We start from the raw sequence: 22,638 nt of genomic DNA, 5'->3' as shown, positions 1-22,638 counted from the left end.
TCACATCTCAGTTTGACAATATTTTCTACTGCAGTACCTCTATCATAGTGTAGTACATCTTGTATATTTCTTTGTAGTTCTGAGTTAATATCTTTCATTAGCTAGTCCTTTATTTTTTCTTTCAACTTAATTATAAAGTCGACTAGCTACAGACACAATTTAGTGGACACTACCACAACTCTTGCTCAGGGATATCATATTCTTTATTTAGATTTTCTATAATTTCTTGAGTGGTTTTATTTTTTTGTAATAAGGCTATTATTTCTTTTGCTACTTCATTTACTTGATAGCTATTGCCTATAGATGGGTGAAAGACGATATCACTTTCGTTAAGTTGTAATTGCCTTATTTGTGACATTGTTACTTTTAGAAGATTTTTCTTCAATTAAAGCATATATATTTAGCTATAACTACAGATTTATCATTAATAATCAGCTTATATAAATGCTTTAAAGATTAAATTAATTCTTAAAATCTTGAAACAATTTATCTTCTAGTTTAATCTTGAAGCAATTTTTATTTCTAAGGTATCTAATTATGGTTACAACAAGATTTGCGCCGAGCCCAACAGGGTTTTTACATGTTGGTGGGGTGCGTACAGCATTATTTAGCTGGTTATATGCAAAAAATAATGAAGGTAAATTTATTCTACGAATCGAGGACACTGATCTAGAAAGATCTACTCAAGAAGCAGTTGATGCAATTTTGGATGGAATGAAATGGCTAGGTCTAAAAAACGATGGTGAAACTTACTACCAAACAAAGCATTTTGATAGATATAAAGAAGTTATTGATCAACTTATAGTCGAAGGTAAGGCATATTACTGCAGCTGTTCTAAAGAAAGGTTAGATGAACTAAGAGAATATCAACAAGCAAATAATCTTAAAACTGGATATGATAGTAAGTGTCGTGATGAGAGCTATGTACCTAAAGAGGGTGAGAGTTTTGTTATAAGATTTAAAAACCCTAAAGATGGCGTAGTAAGCTGGGATGATGCTGTAAAAGGTAAGATCTCGATAGCTAATCAAGAGCTAGATGATATGATTATACAAAGAACAGATGGTTCTCCAACTTATAACTTCTGTGTTGTTGTTGATGATATGGATATGGCTATTACTCATGTTATTCGTGGTGATGATCATGTTAATAATACGCCTAAGCAAATCAATATTTATAAAGCATTAAATGCGGATATTCCTGTATTTGCTCATGTGCCAATGATTCTTGGTCCAGATGGGGCGAAACTATCTAAGCGTCATGGTGCTGTAAATGTAATGGCATATCGTGAAGATGGTTATTTACCTCAAGCGATGCTTAATTATCTTGTTAGATTAGGGTGGTCACATGGTGATCAAGAGATCTTCTCCCTTGAAGAGATGATAAAAAGTTTTAATTTAGAACATATTAGCGCTTCGCCATCACGATTTGACTTTGAGAAACTTAAATGGATAAATAAACACTATATTAAAGAGTCTAACTTTGAAGATATTTGTTCAGAAGTTGAATATCATTTTTCAAAGCTAGGTTTAGATATTAATAATGGTCCAGATTTACAAGAGCTTGTTGCTGTAATGGCTGAAAAGGTTGATACTTTAGTTGAACTTGCTGAGAAGTCTAGTTATTTCTATAGTGATGATATTCAGTATGATGAAAAAGCAGTTAAGAAACATTTTAAAGCTGCAACTAGTGGTATACTGAAAGTAGCGCTAGAGAAATTTGAAGCTTTAAGCTCAGAGCAATGGCAAGATCCGCAAGAATTACATCATATCGTTGGTAATACTGCAGAGCAGTGTGAAGTTGGTATGGGTAAGGTTGGTATGCCACTACGTGTTGCTATTACAGGTTCTGGACAGTCACCAGATATTGGCATTACGTTGAAATTGTTAGGTAAAGAAAAGGTCATCTCAAGAATATCTAATGCAATAAATAATATTCCCAATAAATATATTATCAACAAATAATCTTTGATAAATAGTAACTAATTGTTATTTTCATTTCTTAAGATCTGCTGTAGCAAACTATCTAGTTATATATTTTTTTTGTTAGACTGTAGAAACTATTGTTTAATGAAATCACTAGAATATTATGGAAAATAACAGTGTAAATAGTGGTCCTGGACTCTTTTCTGCGATTGCTATTGGAGTAGGGTGTATTATTGGAAGTGGTTGGTTATTTGCTGCCTATTATGCTTCGAAACAGGCTGGTTCAGCATCTCTTATATCTTGGTTGATCGGTGCTGGGATGGTTTTGATTTTATCTTTGCTACTCGGTGAGATTGCATCATTTAGACCTGTCCGAGGATTGTTTGGTAGATTGTTAACAATTAGTCATAATCCGGATATGGGGTTTGTTGTAGCAATATCTAACTGGGTTGGTTTACTTTTAACTATTCCATCAGAAGCTCAAGCAACGATTCAGTATTTAAGTACGGCGTATCCGAAATTAGAACCATATATATTTTCTAACCATGATCTTACATATGTAGGTATTTTATGTGTGATTGTTTTAATATTTATTTATGGTTTGATTAATTATTGGGGTGTTAAGACACTTACTAAGTTCACTAATTTCATGACTATATTTAAAATTGGTGTGCCTGTTCTTACTGGGTTAATCTTACTTTATACTTCATTTAATACGCATAACTTTGTCTCGTATCATGACAGTTTTAATCCATATGGATATGGAGCAGTTTTCTCTGCAGTTGTGACTTGTGGTATTTTCTACTCATTCTATGGTTTTGGAACTATAGCAACTTTTTGTTCAGAGATTAAGAATCCAAAGCGTAATATTCCTTTAGCATTGACTGGATGTATAGTTATATGCTTGATTATTTATCTATTACTGCAAGTAGCTTTCATAGGCGCCTTACCTAGCCATCTATTAGCTCATGGCTGGCATAAGCTAAACTTCACATCTCCATTGGCTCAGCTAATGTTACTTCTTAACTTAAATGTGTTTGCAATATGTTTGTATATAGATGCTGCAATAAGCCCATCAGGTACAGCTACAGTTTACGCTGGATCTGCAGGTAGAATATTTACTGGAATGGCTCAGGATAAACAAATGCCTCAGTTCTTTGCAAAAATGCATGAGCAATTTAATCTCTCTAGAAGATCATTGATCTTTGGATTACTTATATGTATAGGAATTGTTCTATTCTTTAGAAGTTGGCAACAGCTTATGATTGTAGTTGCAGTTTTCCAGCTTTTGACCTGTGTTGCTATACCTATTGCCTATGTTAAATTAAACACTGATATGAAGAAAGAAGGTGATATATTCCATGTTCCTTGTGGGCGTATACTAAGTGGATTTGTATATCTTTTAGTTTCTTATCTGATAATACAGTCAGGTCTTAAGGCGGTAGCATTCTCATTAATTATACATATCATATTATTTGTAGTTTATGCTTTAAGTTATTATCGTTCGGCTAAAGGTGTTAAAAAAGCATTTGCATCTTCGTGGAGCGTTTTCCTTTATATGATATTAACTGTAATAGGTGCATATTTCCAAGAAATAAATGACCTAAACTCAGTAGCTTCAATTTTAGCGTTCTTTGTTGTGATGTTAATTTGCTATTTCTTCTTATTGAGACAGAAAACTTTTGCAAATAGCATAGCTTAAAATCATTAATGCTTACTTTCTAATAAGCTTTCTTTTAAAATTTATTTTATATCCAACTTTATCTATATAGTTATTTTCTGATAGCTATAAGCCAATTTTTTATAAATGTTAAAAATATTGATTATTTTTAACAAAAAGCTTGACTAAGTTTTAAAAGTCATTATAATACACCTCATATCGCTGGAAACAGTGGTTGAAAAAGTCTTATGTCCCGTTCGTCTAGAGGCCTAGGACACCGCCCTTTCACGGCGGCAACAGGGGTTCGAATCCCCTACGGGATGCCAAATTGAAAAGCCACTCAATGTGGCTTTTTTTATGCCTGTTTGAAAATACTTTATCTTGTTTTGGGCAATTGCTTGTTAGGTGTATTCTTAAATTGTTATATTTACCTAACTCTTGTTTTGATTATAATAGGACTATTATTTCTATTATATTAATAGGGGGAGGGCGATGTCTAAGGTCAAAATTAATGATATTAATGTTTATCATGAGGATAAAGGTAGTGGGCAAGTTATTGTTTTAATTGCAGGTTTTGGTGCTAATCATAACGCATGGGGAGAGTTCGCTAACAAGCTTGTGCAAGGCTATAGAGTAATAACATTTGATAATAGAGGAGCAGGACAGACTAGTTGTCCAGATGAGCCTTATTCAATTGCTCAGATGGCCCAAGACGTGAAATCTCTTTGTGATTATTTGAAGATAGAAAAAGCAATTATTATTGGTTCATCTATGGGAGGGTTTATTGCTCAGCAGTTTGCTTATGATTTTCCTGAGATATGTGAGAAAGTAGTTATATTAAATTCGGCAACAAAGACATCTCGGCATTATAGTTTATTTATGCAATCTTTCTATGAGGTTCTAAACTCTAAAGCAGTAGCTCCTGAAGTTACAACAAAGTTATTTTTACCATGGGTTTATTCTGATGATTTTTTGAGGAGTGATTTAAAAATACAAAAGCTTGTTGATCGGGTAGTAACAAATCCCTATCCATTTAGTTTGGTTGGGTTTAAAAATCAGCGTTGCGCAGTTGAGGGATTTAGCTCAAGTAAATGGATTGTCAAAATTGAAGTTCCTACATTAGTAGTTGCTGGTGAGAAAGATGTTATTTTCTATGAGAGAGATGTAAGAGAACTTTCTGAATTGATGAAATATGCTGAATACTATAATTTTAAGAATACTGGACATTTGCCTTATATTGAAAGGCCTAATGAGTTGTATGATGTGGTTGTTAGTTTTATTGAAGAGTGAAATTTCATACTGTTTTGTGTTTTGTAAATAAGTTGAGCTAATGAATAAAAGTTATTAATCCTTTAAATCGTTTCGTGAAAGTTGTTAATATCATAGACTTCTTAATATCTTATATGATCTTTAGAGTTTTTTCTAAATAGGTGTATTTTTTACTTGACCTCAATATAACTTGAGGTTGTAGAATCAAGTTATATTTTTTAGAAAGCAAGGTGTAAATATGAAATATTCTGAAAAAGAGGTGATAAATTCGTTATCTTATTGTAATCCTAGTACGATTTATGATCCAGCTGTTAACGCGTATACTCATTCAGTCTCTACTAATGGGAGTGGTGATATTGTATTTATCTCAGGGCAGAGTGGTGGAGAAGGGGTAAACCACAAATTAAGCAGCAGTTTTGAAACTCAAGTTCAAGAGGCTTTGAAAAACTTGTTGTTAGTTTTAGAATCTCAAGGATTAAAATCTAATGATGTTGCTAAAATTACAGTATTAATTGTTGATCATGATTTAGAGAAACTAAAAGTGTGGACTAGAGAAGCGCTCAAGGTATGGAGTAAAGATAAGCTTCCGGCAAGTACTCTTATCCCTGTTCCAAGATTAGCGTTAGATGATATGCTTATTGAAGTTGATGCAATAGCATTCAGAAAGGGTTAATTAAGGAGCATTTTAGTGGTCAGAAATTATATTTTACTTTTGAGTATTGGAGTTATCTGGGGTTCACAGTTTATATTTCAACAAATAGCTGTTGAAAATATTCCACCTGTGTGGATAGGTTTTTCACGTTCATTTATAGGTTTTATAACCTTATTTGTTATTTGTAAATATATGGGTCTTAGAGGAGGGCGAAGCTGGTTTATTTTTGGGGTTATTGGTTTTCTAGAGGCAACAGTTCCTTTTGTATTAATTCCTTGGGGACAGCAATATGTGGACTCATCAATTACTGCGATACTTATAGCTACTGTACCTTTCTTTGCAACCATTTTAGCTCCATTTATACTTAAGGAATCTAACCTTAACATTTTTAAGCTATTGAGTGTTGCCATAGGGTTTGTTGGCTTGATAGTATTGTTTTTCCCAGATCTTTTTTCTGTCGCTTTTAATTTCTGGGGTGTCCTAGCCATTATTGTAGCGGCAGCTAGTTTTGCATGCTCATTATTATTTATTAGGAAGTTTGGAGGTTCTCTGCATCCTGTAGTGTTGGCTCGTAACATATTAGCAATGTCGAGTATTCAGTTATTCATTGTAGGTTTGTTCTTTTCCCGAGGTGTTTATATTGGGTTTTCTTTGCCCTCTATTGGTGCTGTGATATTTTTAGGTGTAATGTGTGCTGGGGTGGTATATTTCTTATTTATGAAATTGATACATGATGCAGGTCCTATTTTTGCGTCGCTGACAAATTATCTAGTGCCTGCAATAGGAGTTTTTATAGGTGCGATAATTGCACATGAAGATATTTCTATTAATACATGGGTTGCATTGGTTATTATCTTTATAGCTCTAGTCGTAAATCAGATATCACCACGTAAGTTTAGATCTTAGTTTTTTAGTCTTCGTTATATAAATTTTGATTAATAATAATTGCTCCAGTTAATTTACTATCTTTATGTAGCTCGTCATCATTGTTATACATTGGGCATTGATCCATAGATAAGCATCCACATCCTATACATCCAAGTAAAAGGCTTTTTAAGTTGTTTAAAGTCCTTATTTTATCTTCAAGTTCATTATTTAGGATAGTTGCAAACTTTTGCCAATCTTTTTTTGTAGCTACATTATTATTAGGCAATTTTTTTAGGGCTATTTTTATATCTTTTAGGCTTATGCCTACATTTTGAGCAATTTTTATGACAGCTATTCTTCGTAATACATCTCTTGTATAACGTCTTTGATTGGCTTGATTTCTATTGCTATATATTAGGCCCTTTTCTTCATAGAAGTGGAGAGTTGATATCTTAACACCAGCTCTTTTGGCAACCTCACCAACGCTTAAATCATGTGATTTCATATGGAAATAAAATGTATTTGTATGTGGGTTTGGCTTTATATTACATTTTTATTATGATTTTTAGTAGGTTTGGTATTTGCTCATTAGTTTGTTTTTTTCTCAAAAACACTGAAAGTAAAGTTAAACTCATTTTTATCATCTTTTTTAAATTCTTTATGACCTATGCGTTTGTATTTAGATTCATCCCATTGAGGAAAAAAGGCGTCAAGATCACTCATTTGTGTATCAACTTCAGTTATGTATAGTCTATCAGCATGTTGTAAAAACTCTTTGTAAATCTGCGCGCCACCTATTATAAATATTTCATAATGTGGTTTTGATTTGGTAAAGTTTAAGATATCTTGGATGCTATTTATTATTAAGCACTTGTCTTGCTTGTATTCTTTATCTCTAGTTAGGATTATATTTTTGCGATTAGGAAGAGGGCGACCAATTGATTCAAAGGTTTTTCTACCCATTACAATATAGTTATTTTCTGTGATTTTTTTGAAATTCTTAAGATCTTCGGATAGCTTCCATGCTAGAGTATTTTCCTTACCTATTCCAAGGTTTTTGTCATATGCAACTATTAGTGAAATCATATTTTTGTATTAATTATAACAGTTTTGTAATATTGTAGCATTTTACACTTTTTAGCAGAACTTTTTATTAATTTCGTCAAAATGTATTCGATATCTAATCAAAAATAAAATTTTGTAATTTTTGCATGTCTTATGATAGAATAAGCAAGCTTATATTTTTATGTATAAGTAATGTTTAATTAATAAATCATACACTTTAGCAAAATAATGCTAGCTTAAAGGGTGTCGTTTTGCGATGTTTGAGCTGGTCTAAAGTGTTAGATATAACCCAAATAAATAAGGATTAATAAAATGTCTTTAATGAAAGAAATGTTATCTGCTGGTGTTCACTTTGGACACAAAAAAGCTTTCTGGAACCCACAAATGAATGAATACATTTTTGGTATTAACCATGGTGTACATATCATCAACTTAGAAAAAACAGTTCCTCTTTTCCAAGATGCTGTTAACTTTGTTGGTAAAACTGTTGCTAATGGTGGTAAAGTTCTTTTTGTTGGTACTAAAAGACAAGCTCAAGATATCATAGAAACGGAAGCTAAAAGATGTGGTATGCCGTTTGTTAGCCACAGATGGTTAGGTGGTATGCTTACTAACTATAAAACAGTTAGACAATCTATCAAAAGATTAGCTCAGTTGGAAAAGATGAAAGAAGACGGTACTTTTGGATCTTTAACTAAGAAAGAAATGCTTCAAAACTTAAGAACTATCGAGAAGTTAGAGAAAGTTCTTGGTGGTATCAAAGAAATGGGTGGTATTCCTGATGCTATCGTTGTTATAGATAGCAACAAAGAGCACATCGCTATTCAAGAAGCTAAGAAGCTTGGTATCAAGGTTGTATCTATCGTAGATACTAACTCAAACCCTGAAGGTATTGATTATATAATCCCAGGTAATGATGATGCGGTTAAGTCTATATCTTTCTATATGAAAAAATTTGCTGATGCTGTTATCGATGCTCAAGGCTTAGATAGAGCTATTGAAGCAAAAGCTGATGAAGTTGTAGAAGCTCAACAACAAGCATAAGAAACAAAACAAGGATAATAGAACAATGTCAAATATTTCTGCTAAATTAGTAAAGGAACTTAGAGAAAGAACTGGTGCTGGTATGATGGAGTGTAAGAAAGCTCTAGTTGCTGCTGAAGGTGATATTGAAAAAGCTGCTGAAGAGATGAGAATCTCTGGTCAAGCAAAAGCTGATAAAAAAGCTTCTCGTGTTGCTGCTGAAGGTGTTATCGAAGCTTATGCTGCTGATGGTAGAGCTGTGTTACTTGAAATCAACTCTGAAACAGATTTCGTTGCTAGAGATGATAGCTTTAAAGCGTTTGCGAAAGAAGCTGTGAAAGCCGCTCATGCTGCCAATGCAAAGACTATCGAAGAAGTTTTAGAAGCTAAAATTTCAACTGGTGAAACTGTTGAAGAAGCTAGAAAATCTTTAGTTGCTAAGATTGGTGAGAATATCCAAGTTCGTAGAGTTAAAGCTACAGAAGCTGGTAACCTAGGTGCGTATGTTCACGGCGGTAGAATCGGTGTGGTTGCTGCTTTAGAAGGTGGTGATGAAGAACTTGCTAAAGATATTGCTATGCACGTAACAGCTGCTAACCCTCAGTATGTTAATCCTGAAGATGTTCCTGCAGATGTTGTAGAAAAAGAAAAAGCTATCCAAGTTGAGATCGCTATGCAATCTGGTAAGCCAAAAGAAATTGCTGAGAAGATGGTTGTTGGTCGTATGAAGAAGTTTACTGGTGAAGTTAGTTTAACTGGTCAAGCTTTTGTTAAAGATCCTAGCATCCAAGTTGAAAAGCTTCTTAAAAATAAAAATGCAAAAGTAGCTAGCTTTATTCGTTTAGATGTTGGTGAAGGTATCGAGAAGAAAGAAGAAGACTTTGCAGCAGAGGTGATGAACCAAATTAAAGGTTAATATATGTCTAACGATTCGTCAGAATGTTCTCAAAACCCTCTAAAACTTAAGAGGATTCTTCTTAAGTTAAGTGGGGAGTCTTTATCTGCAGATCAAGGTTTTGGTATAAGTGTTGATTCTGCAGAACCTATTATAGATCAAATTAAAACACTTGTATCTCAAAGTATTGAGATCGCTATAGTTGTTGGTGGTGGTAATATCCTGCGTGGTGGTAGAGCTAATTTTGGTAATAAGATCAAAAGAGCTACTGCAGATTCAATGGGTATGATCGCTACGATGATTAATGCTTTGGCTTTACGTGATATGCTTCTTAGTGAAAATGTCGAGGCAGAAGTTTTTTCTGCAAAGGGTGTTGATGGTTTACTTAAGGTGGCTAGTGCGCATGAGTTTAATCAGTCGCTAGCTGCTGGTAAAGTTTTGATTTTTGCAGGTGGTACAGGTAATCCATTTGTAACTACTGATACTACAGCTAGTTTAAGAGCTGTTGAGATTGGTGCAGATGCTTTACTAAAAGCTACAACTGTTGATGGTGTGTATGATAAAGACCCAAATAAATATTTAGATGCAAAACGCTTTGGGAAAATCACTTTCTCGGAGGTGGTTGCTAAAGAGCTGAATGTTATGGATTTGGGAGCTTTTACTCAATGTAGAGATTTTGGTATTCCAATATATATATTTGATTTGACTCAGCCTAATGCTTTAGTTGATGCTGTTGTTGATTCAAAGCATGGTACTTGGGTTACTTTAGACTAATTAATTTTTTAAAGGATTATTTTTATGATAAATGAAATTCTAAAAGATGCTGAAAGCAGAATGAGTAAATCTTTGGATGTTCTAGCTGATGATTTAGCTAAAATTAGAACTGGACGTGCTCATCCTGATATATTAGCTCATGTGACTATAGATTATTATGGTTCAGCTACTCCTATTACTCAAGTTGCTAACGTAAATGTTCTAGATGCGAGAACTTTGGGTATTACTCCATGGGAGAAAGGACTTTCTGGTCAGATTGAAAAAGCAATTATGACTTCTGATCTTGGTCTTAACCCTACAAACTTGGGTGACTCTTTGAGAGTGCCTATGCCTGCATTAAACGAAGAAAGAAGAAGGGAGCTGGTTAAACTAGTTAAGTCTGAAACAGAAAGTGGCAGAATCTCTATTAGAAATATTCGTCGTGATGCTAATGGTGATATCAAAGAGCTCCTTAAAGAGAAAGAAATAACTGAAGATGAAGCAAAAAGAGCGGAAGATAATATTCAAAAAATAACTGATAAAATGATTGCTCAAGCTGATGCTTTAGCAGTTAAAAAAGAACAAGACTTAATGGAAGTCTAATCATTAAATATCTAAGTTTATTTTCTATTTTATAGTTTCACTTGTTTTGGCAAGTTTTATTTTAAAACTTTATCGTAGGCTTATTAAAACTTAAAAGTTTTTTTGAGCTTATTAATCTTTATCTGCAGTAACATCCATTGTTTTTATGTTGTGCTTAAATATTATTGTTCTTAGAGTTGAGTTTTTTGAGAGATTAAATGTCAAATAATAATATTGAAAATAAACGAGTGGCTGTATGTGAGATTCTATATCATACTAAGTTAAGCCAACAAGTGATAGAAGATGCTACTGTTGCAATACTTCCAGGGGATCCTGGGAGGGTTAAATACCTTGCTGATATGTTGGATAAGCACAATAAATTTATTGCATGTAATAGGGAATATACCTCGCATTTATGTAAAGTAGGTAAAGTAAATGTTTTGGTTATGTCAACGGGTATGGGTGGGCCATCGGTGGCTATAGGTGTTGAAGAGTTGGCAATGATTGGAGTAAAGAAATTTATACGTGTAGGGACATGTGGAACTATTCAAGAGCATATAAATATTGGTGATCTAATATTAACTACAGCTGCAGTCCGTCTTGATGGGACATCTGTCCATTATGCACCAATTGAATATCCTGCGGTGGCTAGTTTTGGACTTAATAATAAGTTGTTTGAGGCAGCGAGGGATTTGGGGATGGAAATCCATGCGGGAGTTACGGGATCATCAGATACATTTTTTCCTGGCCAAGAAAGATTTGATAGTTACAGTGGTTATGTGAGAAATCATTTTAAGAACTCTGTAGCAGAATGGCGCAAACTTAACGTTTTAAATTTGGAAATGGAATCTTCAGCATTATTAACAGTGTGTTCTGTCTTTGGTTTGGATGCTAGTTGTATATGTATGGTTGTCGCAAAACGTACTGTCTCGGAAGTTGTTGATACTAGTAAATATGATGAGGGTATGATAAATATTGTTAAAATAATTGAGAGTAGTATTCGGTCTGGTTTGTGATGATTGGTATATATTGATGTCTTAGCTCTTGTAATTCTTACTATTCTTTCTTATTATTTACCTAGTTTAATTTTTATTATAATTTATTTATGATCTCGGCTAAGAAAAATCCTCTTAGACATATTGCCATAATTATGGATGGTAATGGTAGGTGGGCTAAAAGTAGATTAAAGCCAAGAATTTTTGGGCATAGGAATGCTATATCTAGTGTTGATGCTTCAATAGAGTATTGCGCTGAAAATAATATAGAAGTTTTGACGCTTTTTGCTTTTGGTAGGGATAATTGGTTGAGACCAATTCAGGAAGTTGAGGGTTTGATGGATCTTTTTTGTAAAACCTTAAAAGATAAAGCTCCTAAGCTACATAAAAATAATATTTCTTTGAGAGTTGTTGGAGATAAGACAAGACTTTCATCGAAGCTTCTAAATATAATTTCTGAAACTGAATCTTTAACAGGACAAAATACTGGTCTGCAGTTGAGGTTAGCTGTTGATTATGCTGGACGCTGGGATATAGTGCAAGCGGTTAAAGCTGTGGTAAGAGATGCTCAAGATCAGAAAGTATCGTTGGATGATATTTCTGAGCAAATGTTTGACGAATATTTAACAGCGGGTAATGAGCCTGTTGATTTGCTTATTCGTACAAGTGGGGAGGTGCGCTTGAGTGATTTTATGTTATGGCAATTGGCATATGCTGAAATGTATTTTACTGATGTTATGTGGCCAGATTTTTCTAAAAAGGAATTGGATAAGGCGGTAGAATATTTTTATTCGCGTCAAAGAAGGTTTGGTAAAAGTGGTGAGCAGGTTAAATAAGAGGAAATTATGAAAGAAAGGATTATAACAGGTCTTGTGCTTGTAGCAGTTGTATTTTGTTTTTTACTATACGCATCTGATTATTTGTTTGGTGTTGGTGTTTTTCTTGTGGCTATTTTGTCTGCTCATGAGTGGTTAAAGCTGGCAAAGATTGAGCAAGACTATATGCTCAAATACTTTATCATATTTGTAGTTGCTGCTTTTGTGGTTTCTCAGTTCTTTGTTTACCTGCAGTATGTTTTCCCTATATTCTGGTTATACGCTATATTTAAGCTAAGCCAGTATGAGAAAGAGAAAATAAATACTGTCTCATCTACAGAAATGCTTGTTTTAGGGTTATTTACTATAACTCCTTTTGCTGCGTGTTTATATATATTGCATAGTAATAGTGTGGCATGGATATTTATGTTTATTTTAGTTGTTGCGGCAGCTGATAGTGGGGCGTACTTTACAGGTAAAGCAATTGGTAAACATAAGATGTTACCTAGGTTGAGTCCTAATAAAACTATAGAAGGTCTTCTAGGCGGAATGCTTTGTGCTATTATAGTTGCTATAATATTCTTAATGTATATGGGGTTAACTCCTTTAGAGTATGTTTATATGGTGTTGATTTCAGCACTTGTTGCAGTGTTATCTGTTGTTGGTGATGTATTTGAAAGTATGATGAAGCGTATAGCAGGTGTTAAGGATAGTGGTAATATCTTGCCTGGACATGGAGGTGTGCTTGATAGGTTGGATGGCTATATGCCTACCTTACCAATATTTGTGATGCTAGGGTATTTTGCTGGCGTGTTTATTTTATAGGGGTTTTTGTGAATATTGAGCTTAAGTTTTTAAATAAAGAAATTGTAAATGAGTTGCCAAGCTATGGGACAGAAGGTTCAGCAGCTGTTGATTTGAGAGCGTGTGTCTCTGAGAGTGTATTTTTAAATCCTGGGGAGTGTAAGCTTGTTGGGACTGGTATAGCTATTAATGTTGCCGATCCTGGTTATGCTGCGATGATTTTGCCAAGATCAGGCTTGGGACATAAAAAAGGTTTGGTGCTTGGAAATGGTACGGGGCTTATAGACTCTGATTATCAGGGAGAGTTGAAAGTTTCTTGCTTTAATCGTTCTCAAGAAATTATAGAAATTGAGCCGTTAATGAGATTTGCTCAGCTTGTTATTGTGCCTGTTGTTCAGGCGACTTTTAATGTTGTTGAAGAGTTTTCACAAGAGACTGCTAGAGCTGTTGGCGGCTTTGGTCATACAGGAGTTTAGGTTTATGTTTTTTAATCTCCCTAACATTTTAACTTTCGGACGTTTAGCTTTAATTCCTTTTATAGTGATATGTTACTATTTTGATTTTTCTCATCATCATGGGATCACAGCTACGTTATTTTTGTTGGGGGCAGCTACTGATTGGTTAGATGGTTATTTGGCACGTAAGTGGGAGCAAACAAGCAAGCTTGGAGCTTTTTTGGATCCTGTGGCAGATAAGCTTATTGTGGCTACAGCGCTGTGCTTATTTGTGGAGATGTATCCTTATTGGTGGGCTACTATACCTGCTATTATTATGATCTGTCGAGAGATTTTGGTATCTGCTTTGCGGGAGTGGATGGCTGAGTTAGGTCAACGTAGTGTTGTTAAGGTTGGTATCTGGGGTAAAGTTAAAACAACAGCACAAATGGCAGCACTATTTATCTTTTTAATTAAGCCGGCAATAGATTTTAGACACTCTATAGATTATGCGAGTTTTAATACGTGGTTTATATTTTTAGGTTTCTTGATGCTATATATTGCCGTGGTTCTAACGGTTTACTCTATGTGCAATTATTTATATGTTGCTTTTAAATCTGTTTTTGGAAAATCTAATAAGTAATACTTTTTCTTTTCTTTCTTTTGCTTTTTTGTTATTATTGTTGCCTAATGCTATTTTTGCATAGGCACTGCCTTTGTCTAGCATTTGAAATTATTTAATCAAAAAACTGATAAAAAAACGGAGAATAATAACTAATGGCAACTATAAATCAGTTGGTGAACAACCCTCGCAAGAGATCGGTTGTTAAGTCTAAGGTTCCTGCGTTGAAGGCTTGTCCTCAAAGAAGAGGTGTTTGTACAAGAGTTTATACTACAACTCCTAAGAAGCCTAACTCAGCACTTAGAAAAGTAGCTCGTGTAAGATTAACGAGCGGTTTTGAGGTAACAAGTTACATTGGTGGTGAAGGCCATAACCTACAAGAGCATAGTGTTGTGCTTATTAGAGGTGGTAGGGTTAAAGATTTACCAGGTGTACGTTATCACATCGTTAGGGGTGCTTTAGATACTTCAGGTGTTAATAATCGTAAGCACGGTCGTTCTAAGTATGGTACGAAGCGTCCTAAGTCTTAGTTTGTGTTTAAAATTTAACATTTGAAAAAGGTGTAATAATGTCTAGAAGAAATAGAGCTCCTAAAAGAGATATTTTACCTGATCCTAAATATAAAAGTCAGGTAGTTGCTAAGTTTGTTAACCATATCATGCTAGATGGTAAAAAATCAGTAGCAGAAAAAATTGTATATGGTGCATTTGATAAAATCAAAGCAAAAGATGCTTCAGCTAATGAAGTTGAAGTTTTTGAAAATGCGTTAGAAAGCATCAGCCCAATGGTTGAGGTTAAGTCTCGCCGTGTTGGTGGTGCTACATATCAAGTACCTGTGGAAGTTAGACCAGAGCGTCGTCAAACTTTAGGTATGAGATGGATAATCGATGCTGCACGTAAGAGAAAAGAAAATACTATGGGTGATAGAGTTGCTGCGGAAATTCTAGAAGCTGTAGAAGGTAGAGGTGCTGCTGTCAAGAAAAGAGAAGATACTCATAAGATGGCTGAAGCTAACAAAGCATTTGCTCACTTTAGATGGTAATAGGAGAATAGAAAATGCCTCGTAAAACAGCTTTAGAAAAATATAGAAATATTGGTATCTGTGCTCACGTTGATGCAGGTAAAACAACTACTACAGAGCGTATCTTATTCTATACTGGTCTTTCTCATAAGATCGGTGAGGTACATGATGGTGCTGCTACTATGGACTGGATGGAGCAAGAGCAAGAAAGAGGTATTACAATTACTTCTGCTGCGACAACTACTTTCTGGTCTGGTATGGATCAGCAGTTCCCAGAGCATCGTGTAAACATTATTGATACTCCAGGCCACGTTGACTTTACAATTGAAGTAGAGCGTTCTTTACGTGTGTTAGATGGTGCTGTTGTTGTATTTTGTGGTTCATCAGGTGTTGAGCCTCAGTCTGAGACTGTATGGCGTCAAGCTAACAAATATGGTGTTCCAAGAATTGTATTTGTAAACAAGATGGATAGATCTGGTGCTGACTTTGAAAGAGTGTGTGGTCAGATTAAAACAAGACTAAAAGCAAATGTTGTTCCTGTTCAATTAAATATTGGTGCAGAAGAAGATTTCAAAGGTGTTGTAGATCTAGTTAAAATGAAAGCTATTATGTGGAATGAAGAAGATATGGGTTTAACTTATGATCTTGTAGATATTCCAGCTGAGCTTCAAGATAGAGCAGAAGAGTTACGTATGGAGATGATTGAGGCTGCGGCTGAATCTTCAGAAGAGCTTATGGAAAAGTATCTTGAAGAAGGTGAGCTTACGGAAGATGAAATTCATGAAGGTCTTCGTGCTAGAGTTCTTAATAATGAGATCGTGCTTGCATTCTGTGGTTCAGCATTTAAGAACAAGGGTGTTCAGGCTGTTCTTGATGGTGTTATTCGTTATTTACCAGCTCCTAATCAAGTTGCTGCTATTAAATGTGAAACAGAGGATGGTGAGCCAGCTTCTCGTCCTTCATCTGATGATGAGCCATTTGCAGCTCTTGCGTTTAAATTAGCTACTGACCCGTTTGTTGGTAACTTAACGTTTATACGTGTTTACTCTGGTGTACTTAAGTCTGGCGATGCTGTTTATAACCCTGTTAAAGGTAAGAAAGAGCGTGTAGGTCGTATAGTACAGATGCACTCTAATAAGCGTGAAGAAATCAAAGAAGTACGTGCTGGTGATATCGCTGCATGTATTGGTCTTAAAGATGTTACAACAGGTGATACTCTTTGTGATCAGAATGATGTTGTTATCTTGGAAAGGATGGAATTCCCTGAACCAGTAATTTCTGTTGCTGTTGAGCCAAAAACTAAAGCTGACCAAGAAAAAATGTCGATAGCTTTAGGTAAATTAGCTGCAGAGGACCCATCTTTCAGGGTTAAAACTGATGAAGAGTCGGGACAAACAATTATCTCTGGTATGGGTGAGCTTCACTTGGATATTATTGTTGATCGTATGAAGCGTGAGTTTAAGGTTGAAGCTAATGTTGGTAATCCACAAGTTGCTTACAGAGAGACTATTCGTGGAACTGTAGATCAAGATAGTAAATTTGTTCGTCAGTCTGGTGGTCGTGGTCAATATGGTCATGTTGTTGTTAAGTTTGAGCCATTAGCTGTTGAAACCAATGATGAAGGTGAAGAGAAAACATTTGAGTTTGTTGATGAGATTGTTGGTGGTGTAGTACCAAAAGAATACATTAGTTCAGTAGCTAAAGGTATCGAAGAGCAAATGCAAAACGGTGTTTTAGCTGGTTATCCAATGATCGGTGTTAAGGCTACTTTATTTGATGGTTCTTATCATGATGTTGATTCATCTGAGATGGCGTTCAAAATTGCTGCTTCTATGGCTCTTAAAGAAGGTGCTAAAAAAGCAAATGCGTGTATACTTGAGCCGATCATGAAAGTTGAAGTTGTGACTCCTGAAGATTATCTTGGTGATGTTATGGGTGACCTTAACAGAAGAAGAGGTATTATTGAAGGTATGGATGAGAATCCAAGCGGTAGAGTGATTAACGCTCTAGTTCCTCTTTCAGAAATGTTTGGTTATGCTACTAATGTTCGTTCTATGAGCCAAGGTAGAGCGTCTTTCTCTATGGAGTTTAAGAAGTACTCTGAAGTGCCAAGTAACATAGCTGATGAAATCATCAAATCACGTAACTCATAATAAAAGGATATAATTAAAATGGCTATAAATAATCAACGTATTAGAATTAGATTAAAAGCCTTTGATCATAAGCTTATCGATGTTTCAACTCAAGAAATCGTTGATACTGCTAAGAAAACAGGGGCTCAGGTTAAAGGACCTATTCCTTTACCAGTACGTAAAGAGAAATTTACGATTCTTATTTCTCCTCACGTAAATAAAAAGGCAAGAGATCAATATGAGATCAGAACTCACAAGAGATTGATCGATATTGTTGAGCCTACGGATAAAACTGTAGATGCTCTAATGAAACTAGATTTGGCATCAGGTGTTGATGTTCAGATCAGTTTAAGCTAATATATACGTTACTTTTTTGAAAAACTCAAAAAATGTAATTAATTAGGTCTCTGTGGTCAATCGTAATCACAGGGTTAATATAATAATAATAGAGGATTAAATAATGTCTTTAGGATTAGTTGGTCGCAAATGTGGTATGACTCGTATTTTTACTGAAGATGGTGTTTCTATTCCTGTTACTGTAGTTCAGGTTGAGCCTAACAAGGTTACTCAAGTTAAAACTGCGGAAACAGACGGATACAATGCTATACAAGTAACTACTGGTTTCAAGAAGCGTTCTAATGTAAACAAACCTGCAGCTGGTCACTATGCGAAAGCTGGTGTTGAGCCTGGTAGAGGATTGTGGGAATTCGCTATAGATAATGCTGCTGAATATGAAGTTGGTTCATCTGTTGAAGCTACTATATTCGAAGCTGGTCAAAAAGTGGATGTAAGAGGCGTATCTAAAGGTAAAGGTTTCCAAGGTGGCGTTAAACGTCATAACTTTGCTATGCAAGATGCAACTCATGGTAACTCAGTTTCTCATAGAGCTCACGGTTCTACTGGTCAAAACCAAACTCCAGGTAGAGTGTTCAAGAATAAGAAGATGGCTGGTCATATGGGTAGCGAGAATGTTACTATTCAGTCTCTTGAGGTTGTGAGAGTGGACGCGGAAAATGGTTTATTACTTTTAAAAGGTGGTATTCCAGGTTCAGTTGGTGGCAATATCGTTGTTACTCCAGCTGTTAAAAGTTAGTAGATAAATATTAAATACCGGAGATTGTTGTGGACTTAAATATGAAATCTTTAGCTGGTGCAGAGGCTGGTGTAGTAGATGTTGCAGAAGGTGTTTTTGCAGCAGACTATAATGAAGCTCTGATCCACCAGGTTGTTGTTGCTTATATGGCGGGTGCTCGTCAAGGTACAAAAGCTCAAAAAACTAGATCAGAAGTATCTGGTGGTGGAGCTAAGCCTTGGAGACAAAAAGGTACAGGTAGAGCAAGAGCGGGTACTATCCGTTCTCCTATCTTCAGAAAAGGTGGTGTAACATTTGCTGCTAAGCCTAAGAGTTATAAGCAAAAAGTTAATCGCAAAATGTATTCAGGTGCTATTAAGTCAATCTTATCTGAGTTAGTAAGATCAGAAAGAATGACTGTGGTTGAAGAGTTAAAATTAGAAACTCCAAAGACAAAAGAGTTTAAATCAGTTGTTGATTCTTTAGGAGTTAATGATGTGCTTTTTGTTGTTGGTGTAGAAGAATTTAGTGAGAATGTATACTTATCTTCTAGAAACCTTAAGAATGTAGCAGTGTGTGATTCTGTGGAAATTAATCCAGTTTCTTTAGTATGCTTTGAGAACGTTGTTTTTACTAAGCAAGCTATAAAAGAAATAGAGGAGAAGTTAGTATGAGTTCTCAAGAAAAATTATTAAAAACTGTAATAAGACCTCATGTTTCTGATAAAACTTATGGTCTTTCAGATGCAAACTCAACGATCGTGTTTGAAGTTGCAAGATTTGCAAGCAAGCTAGATGTGAAAAATGCTGTTGAGCAGCTTTTTGAAGTTAAAGTTGAGTCTGTGAATATCCTTAATGTTAAGGGTAAGGCGCGTAGATTTGGTCGTGTTGAAGGTAAAACAAAAGCTTGGAAAAAAGCTTATGTGAAGCTTGCTGAAGGACATGATATCAATTTTGTTGGTGCAGAGTAATTATAAAGAAGGTTTATAATCATGATTGAAATAAAAAAAGCTAAACCTACTTCACCTGGCCGTCGCCACGTAGTGAGCGTAAAGAATACAGAATTACATACAGGTAAGCCATTCAAGGGTTTGGTAGAAGCTAAGAGTAAAAAAGCTGGTAGAAATAATACTGGTAGAATTACAGTGCGTCATCACGGTGGCGGACACAAGCAACACTATCGTGTAGTTGATTTCAAAAGAAATAAAGATGATATCGCTGCTAGGGTTGAGAGAATCGAGTACGATCCTAATCGTAGTGCAAACATTGCTTTAGTTTTATATGCGGATGGTGAAAGAAGATATATCATTGCTCCTAAAGGACTAAAGAAAGATATGTCTGTAGTTTCTGGTGAAAGAGTTGATATTGCTGTTGGTAACTGTATGCCACTTAGAAACATCCCTCTAGGTACAGTTATTCACAATATCGAAATGAAGCCTAAAAAAGGTGCGCAAATGATCAGAAGTGCTGGTACTTTTGCTCAGTTGGTTGGTAAGGATAATGCATATGCAATTATTCGTCTAAGATCAGGTGAGATGAGAAGAGTGCTTTTAGATTGTAGAGCGGTTATAGGTGTGGTATCTAATTCTGAGCATAACTTAAAATCTTTAGGTAAAGCTGGTGCTAAGCGCTGGAGAGGTGTAAGACCTACAGTTAGAGGTGTTGCAATGAACCCGGTAGATCACCCACATGGTGGTGGTGAAGGTAAAACTTCAGGTGGTAGACATCCTGTGTCTCCATGGGGTATGCCTACTAAAGGTTATAAGACGCGTAAAAATAAGCGTTCTAATAAGTTGATTGTTCAAAAACGTAAGTAATTAGGGAGAAGGTTGTGCCTCGTTCATTAAAAAAAGGACCTTTTGTAGATCATCATCTTTTAAAGAAGGTTTTTGAAGCGCAAGAAAGTAATTCTAAAAAGCCAATCAAGACATGGTCAAGAAGATCATTGATTGTGCCAGATATGATAGGTTTAACTATAGCTGTACATAACGGTCAGCAGCACGTGCCTGTTCTTATGACTGAAGAAATGGTAGGTCATAAGCTAGGAGAGTTTGCAGTAACTCGTAACTATCGTGGTCATGCAGCTGATAAAAAAGCTAAGAAGAAATAGTTGGGGTTATATACATGGAAGTACAAGCTAAATTAAAATTTGCAAGAATCTCAGCGCAAAAATGTAGATTGGTTGCTGATCAAATCAGGGGTTTACCTGTAGAGAAAGCTATTAATCTTTTGACTTTTAGTAACAAAAAAGCAGCGGTTCTAATCAAGGATGTTTTAAACTCTGCTGTTGCAAATGCTGAGCATAATGACGGTATGGATGTTGATTCTTTATTTGTTTCAACAGTATCCGTTGATGAAGGTCCTACTATGAAGCGTTTTGAAGCTAGAGCAAAAGGTCGTGGTAATCGTATTTTAAAAAGAACTTCACACATTACTGTGAAAGTTGCTGAGAAAAATTAAGAGGTGTAGTAAAAATGGGTCAAAAAGTAAATCCTAATGGAATTCGATTAGGCATAGTAAAAGAGCATAACTCAACTTGGTATGCTGACTCTTCTGACTACGCTACTAAGCTTAATGAAGATATTAAGGTTAGAGAGTTTTTGCATAAAAAACTTGCTTCAGCAGCAGTTAGTAAGATTCAGATTGAGAGACCTGCTCAAAATGCTAAGATTACAATTCATACAGCAAGACCTGGTATTGTAATTGGTAAAAAAGGTGAAGATGTTGAAAAGCTTCGTTCAGAAGTTAATAAGTTGATGGGTATTCCTGTTCAAATCAACATTGAAGAAGTTCGTAAGCCTGAAATAGATGCTAAATTAGTAGCTGATAGTGTTGCTCAACAATTAGAGAAAAGAGTAATGTTCAGAAGAGCTATGAAAAAAGCTATGCAAGGTGCTATGAAGTCAGGTGCTAAGGGTATCAAGATCATGGTAAGTGGTCGTTTAGGTGGTGCTGAGATCGCACGTTCTGAGTGGGCTAGAGATGGAAGAGTTCCTCTACAAACATTCAGAGCTGATGTAGATTATGCTACATCAAAAGCTTTAACTACTTATGGTATTATCGGTGTTAAAGTTTGGATCTATAAAGGTGAAATCCTTCCTGGTCAAACGAATCAGAAAAATAATAAAAAAGGAGCTAGATAATGCTACAGCCTAAGCGTACAAAGTTTCGTAAACAGCAGAAGATGCGTAATAGAGGCTTAGCTCACAGAGGTAATAAAGTAAGCTTTGGTGAGTTTGGTCTTCAAGCAACATCTAGAGGCAGAATCACTGCTAGACAAATAGAGGCAGGAAGAAGAGCTATTAACCGTCATATTAAGCGTGGTGGTAAAGTTTGGATAAGAATCTTCCCAGACAAGCCTATTACAGAAAAGCCTCTTGAAGTTCGTATGGGTAAAGGTAAAGGTTCAGTTGAATATTGGGTTGCTCAAATTCAACCAGGACGTGTACTATATGAAATTACTGGTGTTAAAGAAGAGTTAGCGCGTGAAGCTTTTGCAAGAGCAGCAGCTAAAATGCCAGTGCAGACAACTTTTGTTGAAAAGCAGGTGATGTAATGAAAAGAAATGATACTTTAAAAGATTATAGAGGTAAAAGTATTGACCAATTGCAAGAAGCGAAAATTGAGTTATTGCAACAATTATTTTCTCTTCGTATGCAAAAGGGTACTGGGCAATTAAAAAAGAATCACTTATTTAAAAGTGCTAAAAGAGATATTGCTCGTATAAATACAATAATATCAGAAAAGAATAAATAGGTGCCGTTAAAGATGAGCGATAAAATTAGATTGTTAGAAGGTAAAGTTTCTAGCGTTGCTATGGATAAGACTGTAGTAGTAAGAGCTGAAAGATACGTTAAGCACCCTTTATATGGTAAGTTCGTTAAGAAAACTACTAAGTATTATGTTCATGATGAAAAGAATGAATGTAAGCAGGGCGATGTTATCAAGTTCAAAGAAACTAAGCCATATTCAAAAACTAAGAAGTGGTGTTTAGTAGATATTATCCATAGAGAAAAATAATAAATTTGATTTTATTTTTGTTTATTGGTATATTT

General features: G+C 35.2%; 31 protein-coding genes and 1 tRNA gene. 29 read left to right on the top strand and 3 right to left on the bottom strand.

Translation table 11 applies throughout. The features are described 5' to 3' along the window. Window positions 1-169: 169 nt before the first annotated feature. Window positions 170-358, bottom strand: coding sequence for a PqqD family protein (locus tag F3D62_RS03685; protein WP_150466886.1), 189 nt, complete (start codon window positions 356-358; stop codon window positions 170-172). A gap of 179 nt (window positions 359-537) precedes the next feature. On the opposite strand from F3D62_RS03685, the gene gltX reads away from it, so the two are divergent. From gltX to F3D62_RS03655, 6 genes are all read left to right on the top strand, one after another. After that, window positions 538-1,962, top strand: coding sequence for a glutamate--tRNA ligase (gene gltX / locus F3D62_RS03680; RefSeq protein ID WP_150466885.1), 1,425 nt, complete (start codon window positions 538-540; stop codon window positions 1,960-1,962). Window positions 1,963-2,086: 124 nt separating this feature from the next. Next, window positions 2,087-3,625, top strand: a complete 1,539-nt coding sequence (locus F3D62_RS03675; RefSeq protein WP_224732632.1) for an APC family permease — start codon at window positions 2,087-2,089, stop codon at window positions 3,623-3,625. 208 nt (window positions 3,626-3,833) lie between these two features. Further along, window positions 3,834-3,909, top strand: a tRNA-Glu gene (locus tag F3D62_RS03670). 166 nt (window positions 3,910-4,075) lie between these two features. Beyond that, complete coding sequence (locus tag F3D62_RS03665; RefSeq protein WP_150466884.1) at window positions 4,076-4,873, top strand: alpha/beta fold hydrolase; 798 nt, start codon at window positions 4,076-4,078, stop codon at window positions 4,871-4,873. A 217-nt stretch (window positions 4,874-5,090) separates the two neighbouring features. After that, the gene (locus F3D62_RS03660) at window positions 5,091-5,525 is read left to right on the top strand and encodes a RidA family protein (RefSeq protein ID WP_191092523.1); all 435 of its coding nucleotides are present in this window, start codon (window positions 5,091-5,093) and stop codon (window positions 5,523-5,525) included. A gap of 15 nt (window positions 5,526-5,540) precedes the next feature. Further along, window positions 5,541-6,410 (top strand): DMT family transporter, encoded by an 870-nt coding sequence (locus F3D62_RS03655; protein WP_150466883.1) that lies wholly within the window; start codon window positions 5,541-5,543, stop codon window positions 6,408-6,410. 4 nt (window positions 6,411-6,414) lie between these two features. Here F3D62_RS03655 and soxR read toward each other — a convergent pair whose 3' ends face one another. Both soxR and F3D62_RS03645 read right to left on the bottom strand, forming a co-directional pair. Then, window positions 6,415-6,876: a redox-sensitive transcriptional activator SoxR gene (soxR, locus tag F3D62_RS03650; protein ID WP_150466882.1), complete on the bottom strand. Its 462-nt coding sequence runs from the start codon at window positions 6,874-6,876 to the stop codon at window positions 6,415-6,417. An 83-nt stretch (window positions 6,877-6,959) separates the two neighbouring features. Then, window positions 6,960-7,457: a dihydrofolate reductase gene (locus F3D62_RS03645; protein WP_150466881.1), complete on the bottom strand. Its 498-nt coding sequence runs from the start codon at window positions 7,455-7,457 to the stop codon at window positions 6,960-6,962. Window positions 7,458-7,748: 291 nt separating this feature from the next. On the opposite strand from F3D62_RS03645, the gene rpsB reads away from it, so the two are divergent. From rpsB to rpsQ, 23 genes are all read left to right on the top strand, one after another. Further along, window positions 7,749-8,480 (top strand): 30S ribosomal protein S2, encoded by a 732-nt coding sequence (gene rpsB / locus F3D62_RS03640; protein WP_150466880.1) that lies wholly within the window; start codon window positions 7,749-7,751, stop codon window positions 8,478-8,480. Between the two features lie 25 nt (window positions 8,481-8,505). Further along, on the top strand, window positions 8,506-9,375 hold the full coding sequence (gene tsf / locus F3D62_RS03635; RefSeq protein WP_150466879.1) for a translation elongation factor Ts: 870 nt from the start codon (window positions 8,506-8,508) through the stop codon (window positions 9,373-9,375). Between the two features lie 3 nt (window positions 9,376-9,378). Continuing rightward, window positions 9,379-10,128, top strand: a complete 750-nt coding sequence (gene pyrH, locus F3D62_RS03630) for a UMP kinase (protein ID WP_150466878.1) — start codon at window positions 9,379-9,381, stop codon at window positions 10,126-10,128. Window positions 10,129-10,152: 24 nt separating this feature from the next. Further along, the gene (frr, locus tag F3D62_RS03625) at window positions 10,153-10,710 is read left to right on the top strand and encodes a ribosome recycling factor (protein WP_150466877.1); all 558 of its coding nucleotides are present in this window, start codon (window positions 10,153-10,155) and stop codon (window positions 10,708-10,710) included. 197 nt (window positions 10,711-10,907) lie between these two features. Continuing rightward, window positions 10,908-11,705 (top strand): uridine phosphorylase, encoded by a 798-nt coding sequence (udp, locus tag F3D62_RS03620; protein ID WP_150466876.1) that lies wholly within the window; start codon window positions 10,908-10,910, stop codon window positions 11,703-11,705. Between the two features lie 89 nt (window positions 11,706-11,794). After that, window positions 11,795-12,520, top strand: coding sequence for a polyprenyl diphosphate synthase (uppS, locus tag F3D62_RS03615; protein WP_150466875.1), 726 nt, complete (start codon window positions 11,795-11,797; stop codon window positions 12,518-12,520). A 9-nt stretch (window positions 12,521-12,529) separates the two neighbouring features. Further along, the gene (locus F3D62_RS03610) at window positions 12,530-13,324 is read left to right on the top strand and encodes a phosphatidate cytidylyltransferase (RefSeq protein ID WP_150466874.1); all 795 of its coding nucleotides are present in this window, start codon (window positions 12,530-12,532) and stop codon (window positions 13,322-13,324) included. An 8-nt stretch (window positions 13,325-13,332) separates the two neighbouring features. Next, window positions 13,333-13,779 carry a dUTP diphosphatase gene (gene dut / locus F3D62_RS03605; protein WP_150466873.1) on the top strand — a complete coding sequence of 149 codons (447 nt, stop codon included), beginning with the start codon at window positions 13,333-13,335 and terminating at the stop codon, window positions 13,777-13,779. A gap of 4 nt (window positions 13,780-13,783) precedes the next feature. Then, complete coding sequence (gene pgsA, locus F3D62_RS03600; RefSeq protein WP_150466872.1) at window positions 13,784-14,380, top strand: CDP-diacylglycerol--glycerol-3-phosphate 3-phosphatidyltransferase; 597 nt, start codon at window positions 13,784-13,786, stop codon at window positions 14,378-14,380. Between the two features lie 134 nt (window positions 14,381-14,514). After that, window positions 14,515-14,889, top strand: coding sequence for a 30S ribosomal protein S12 (gene rpsL / locus F3D62_RS03595; RefSeq protein WP_003035357.1), 375 nt, complete (start codon window positions 14,515-14,517; stop codon window positions 14,887-14,889). Between the two features lie 38 nt (window positions 14,890-14,927). Then, window positions 14,928-15,401 (top strand): 30S ribosomal protein S7, encoded by a 474-nt coding sequence (gene rpsG, locus F3D62_RS03590; RefSeq protein ID WP_150466871.1) that lies wholly within the window; start codon window positions 14,928-14,930, stop codon window positions 15,399-15,401. A 14-nt stretch (window positions 15,402-15,415) separates the two neighbouring features. Continuing rightward, on the top strand, window positions 15,416-17,533 hold the full coding sequence (fusA, locus tag F3D62_RS03585; RefSeq protein ID WP_150466870.1) for an elongation factor G: 2,118 nt from the start codon (window positions 15,416-15,418) through the stop codon (window positions 17,531-17,533). A 24-nt stretch (window positions 17,534-17,557) separates the two neighbouring features. Continuing rightward, window positions 17,558-17,869, top strand: a complete 312-nt coding sequence (gene rpsJ, locus F3D62_RS03580) for a 30S ribosomal protein S10 (RefSeq protein ID WP_040010754.1) — start codon at window positions 17,558-17,560, stop codon at window positions 17,867-17,869. A 103-nt stretch (window positions 17,870-17,972) separates the two neighbouring features. Next, on the top strand, window positions 17,973-18,605 hold the full coding sequence (rplC, locus tag F3D62_RS03575) for a 50S ribosomal protein L3 (RefSeq protein WP_150466869.1): 633 nt from the start codon (window positions 17,973-17,975) through the stop codon (window positions 18,603-18,605). 41 nt (window positions 18,606-18,646) lie between these two features. Further along, window positions 18,647-19,258, top strand: coding sequence for a 50S ribosomal protein L4 (gene rplD, locus F3D62_RS03570; RefSeq protein WP_411961309.1), 612 nt, complete (start codon window positions 18,647-18,649; stop codon window positions 19,256-19,258). Beyond that, window positions 19,255-19,554: a 50S ribosomal protein L23 gene (rplW, locus tag F3D62_RS03565; RefSeq protein ID WP_150466867.1), complete on the top strand. Its 300-nt coding sequence runs from the start codon at window positions 19,255-19,257 to the stop codon at window positions 19,552-19,554. The genes rplD and rplW overlap by 4 nt, the downstream gene beginning before the upstream one ends. A gap of 21 nt (window positions 19,555-19,575) precedes the next feature. Next, complete coding sequence (gene rplB / locus F3D62_RS03560; RefSeq protein WP_150466866.1) at window positions 19,576-20,400, top strand: 50S ribosomal protein L2; 825 nt, start codon at window positions 19,576-19,578, stop codon at window positions 20,398-20,400. A 14-nt stretch (window positions 20,401-20,414) separates the two neighbouring features. After that, window positions 20,415-20,693 carry a 30S ribosomal protein S19 gene (rpsS, locus tag F3D62_RS03555; RefSeq protein ID WP_004286613.1) on the top strand — a complete coding sequence of 93 codons (279 nt, stop codon included), beginning with the start codon at window positions 20,415-20,417 and terminating at the stop codon, window positions 20,691-20,693. A gap of 14 nt (window positions 20,694-20,707) precedes the next feature. Continuing rightward, window positions 20,708-21,043 (top strand): 50S ribosomal protein L22, encoded by a 336-nt coding sequence (rplV, locus tag F3D62_RS03550; protein ID WP_150466865.1) that lies wholly within the window; start codon window positions 20,708-20,710, stop codon window positions 21,041-21,043. Between the two features lie 14 nt (window positions 21,044-21,057). Beyond that, a complete protein-coding gene (gene rpsC / locus F3D62_RS03545; protein ID WP_150466864.1) occupies window positions 21,058-21,726 on the top strand; it encodes a 30S ribosomal protein S3 in 669 nt (222 codons plus the stop codon). Then, complete coding sequence (gene rplP, locus F3D62_RS03540) at window positions 21,726-22,139, top strand: 50S ribosomal protein L16 (RefSeq protein ID WP_072711270.1); 414 nt, start codon at window positions 21,726-21,728, stop codon at window positions 22,137-22,139. The genes rpsC and rplP overlap by 1 nt, the downstream gene beginning before the upstream one ends. Further along, window positions 22,139-22,339 carry a 50S ribosomal protein L29 gene (gene rpmC / locus F3D62_RS03535; RefSeq protein ID WP_072711271.1) on the top strand — a complete coding sequence of 67 codons (201 nt, stop codon included), beginning with the start codon at window positions 22,139-22,141 and terminating at the stop codon, window positions 22,337-22,339. Before rplP ends, rpmC begins: the two co-directional genes overlap by 1 nt. 12 nt (window positions 22,340-22,351) lie before the next feature. After that, the gene (gene rpsQ / locus F3D62_RS03530) at window positions 22,352-22,603 is read left to right on the top strand and encodes a 30S ribosomal protein S17 (protein ID WP_150466863.1); all 252 of its coding nucleotides are present in this window, start codon (window positions 22,352-22,354) and stop codon (window positions 22,601-22,603) included. The last annotated feature ends 35 nt before the right edge of the window (window positions 22,604-22,638 follow it).

This window comes from Francisella sp. SYW-9, assembly GCF_008711465.1.
Taxonomy (GTDB): Bacteria; Pseudomonadota; Gammaproteobacteria; order Francisellales; family Francisellaceae; genus Francisella.
This window is presented reverse-complemented; position numbering and strand designations above follow the sequence as displayed.

Coding starts and splice junctions, on each gene's coding strand:
- rpmC (WP_072711271.1), top strand. CDS start 22,139: ATGAAAAGAAATGATACTTTAAAAGATTATAGAGGTAAAAGTATTGAC.
- rplP (WP_072711270.1), top strand. CDS start 21,726: ATGCTACAGCCTAAGCGTACAAAGTTTCGTAAACAGCAGAAGATGCGT.
- rplW (WP_150466867.1), top strand. CDS start 19,255: ATGAGTTCTCAAGAAAAATTATTAAAAACTGTAATAAGACCTCATGTT.
- fusA (WP_150466870.1), top strand. CDS start 15,416: ATGCCTCGTAAAACAGCTTTAGAAAAATATAGAAATATTGGTATCTGT.
- F3D62_RS03610 (WP_150466874.1), top strand. CDS start 12,530: ATGAAAGAAAGGATTATAACAGGTCTTGTGCTTGTAGCAGTTGTATTT.
- rpsL (WP_003035357.1), top strand. CDS start 14,515: ATGGCAACTATAAATCAGTTGGTGAACAACCCTCGCAAGAGATCGGTT.
- F3D62_RS03645 (WP_150466881.1), bottom strand. CDS start 7,457: ATGATTTCACTAATAGTTGCATATGACAAAAACCTTGGAATAGGTAAG.
- rpsG (WP_150466871.1), top strand. CDS start 14,928: ATGTCTAGAAGAAATAGAGCTCCTAAAAGAGATATTTTACCTGATCCT.
- rplB (WP_150466866.1), top strand. CDS start 19,576: ATGATTGAAATAAAAAAAGCTAAACCTACTTCACCTGGCCGTCGCCAC.
- rplD (WP_411961309.1), top strand. CDS start 18,647: ATGAAATCTTTAGCTGGTGCAGAGGCTGGTGTAGTAGATGTTGCAGAA.
- rplC (WP_150466869.1), top strand. CDS start 17,973: ATGTCTTTAGGATTAGTTGGTCGCAAATGTGGTATGACTCGTATTTTT.
- F3D62_RS03675 (WP_224732632.1), top strand. CDS start 2,087: ATGGAAAATAACAGTGTAAATAGTGGTCCTGGACTCTTTTCTGCGATT.
- frr (WP_150466877.1), top strand. CDS start 10,153: ATGATAAATGAAATTCTAAAAGATGCTGAAAGCAGAATGAGTAAATCT.
- pyrH (WP_150466878.1), top strand. CDS start 9,379: ATGTCTAACGATTCGTCAGAATGTTCTCAAAACCCTCTAAAACTTAAG.
- gltX (WP_150466885.1), top strand. CDS start 538: ATGGTTACAACAAGATTTGCGCCGAGCCCAACAGGGTTTTTACATGTT.
- rpsC (WP_150466864.1), top strand. CDS start 21,058: ATGGGTCAAAAAGTAAATCCTAATGGAATTCGATTAGGCATAGTAAAA.
- rplV (WP_150466865.1), top strand. CDS start 20,708: ATGGAAGTACAAGCTAAATTAAAATTTGCAAGAATCTCAGCGCAAAAA.
- udp (WP_150466876.1), top strand. CDS start 10,908: ATGTCAAATAATAATATTGAAAATAAACGAGTGGCTGTATGTGAGATT.
- rpsB (WP_150466880.1), top strand. CDS start 7,749: ATGTCTTTAATGAAAGAAATGTTATCTGCTGGTGTTCACTTTGGACAC.
- soxR (WP_150466882.1), bottom strand. CDS start 6,876: ATGAAATCACATGATTTAAGCGTTGGTGAGGTTGCCAAAAGAGCTGGT.
- rpsQ (WP_150466863.1), top strand. CDS start 22,352: ATGAGCGATAAAATTAGATTGTTAGAAGGTAAAGTTTCTAGCGTTGCT.
- pgsA (WP_150466872.1), top strand. CDS start 13,784: ATGTTTTTTAATCTCCCTAACATTTTAACTTTCGGACGTTTAGCTTTA.
- tsf (WP_150466879.1), top strand. CDS start 8,506: ATGTCAAATATTTCTGCTAAATTAGTAAAGGAACTTAGAGAAAGAACT.
- F3D62_RS03660 (WP_191092523.1), top strand. CDS start 5,091: ATGAAATATTCTGAAAAAGAGGTGATAAATTCGTTATCTTATTGTAAT.
- F3D62_RS03665 (WP_150466884.1), top strand. CDS start 4,076: ATGTCTAAGGTCAAAATTAATGATATTAATGTTTATCATGAGGATAAA.
- F3D62_RS03685 (WP_150466886.1), bottom strand. CDS start 358: ATGTCACAAATAAGGCAATTACAACTTAACGAAAGTGATATCGTCTTT.
- uppS (WP_150466875.1), top strand. CDS start 11,795: ATGATCTCGGCTAAGAAAAATCCTCTTAGACATATTGCCATAATTATG.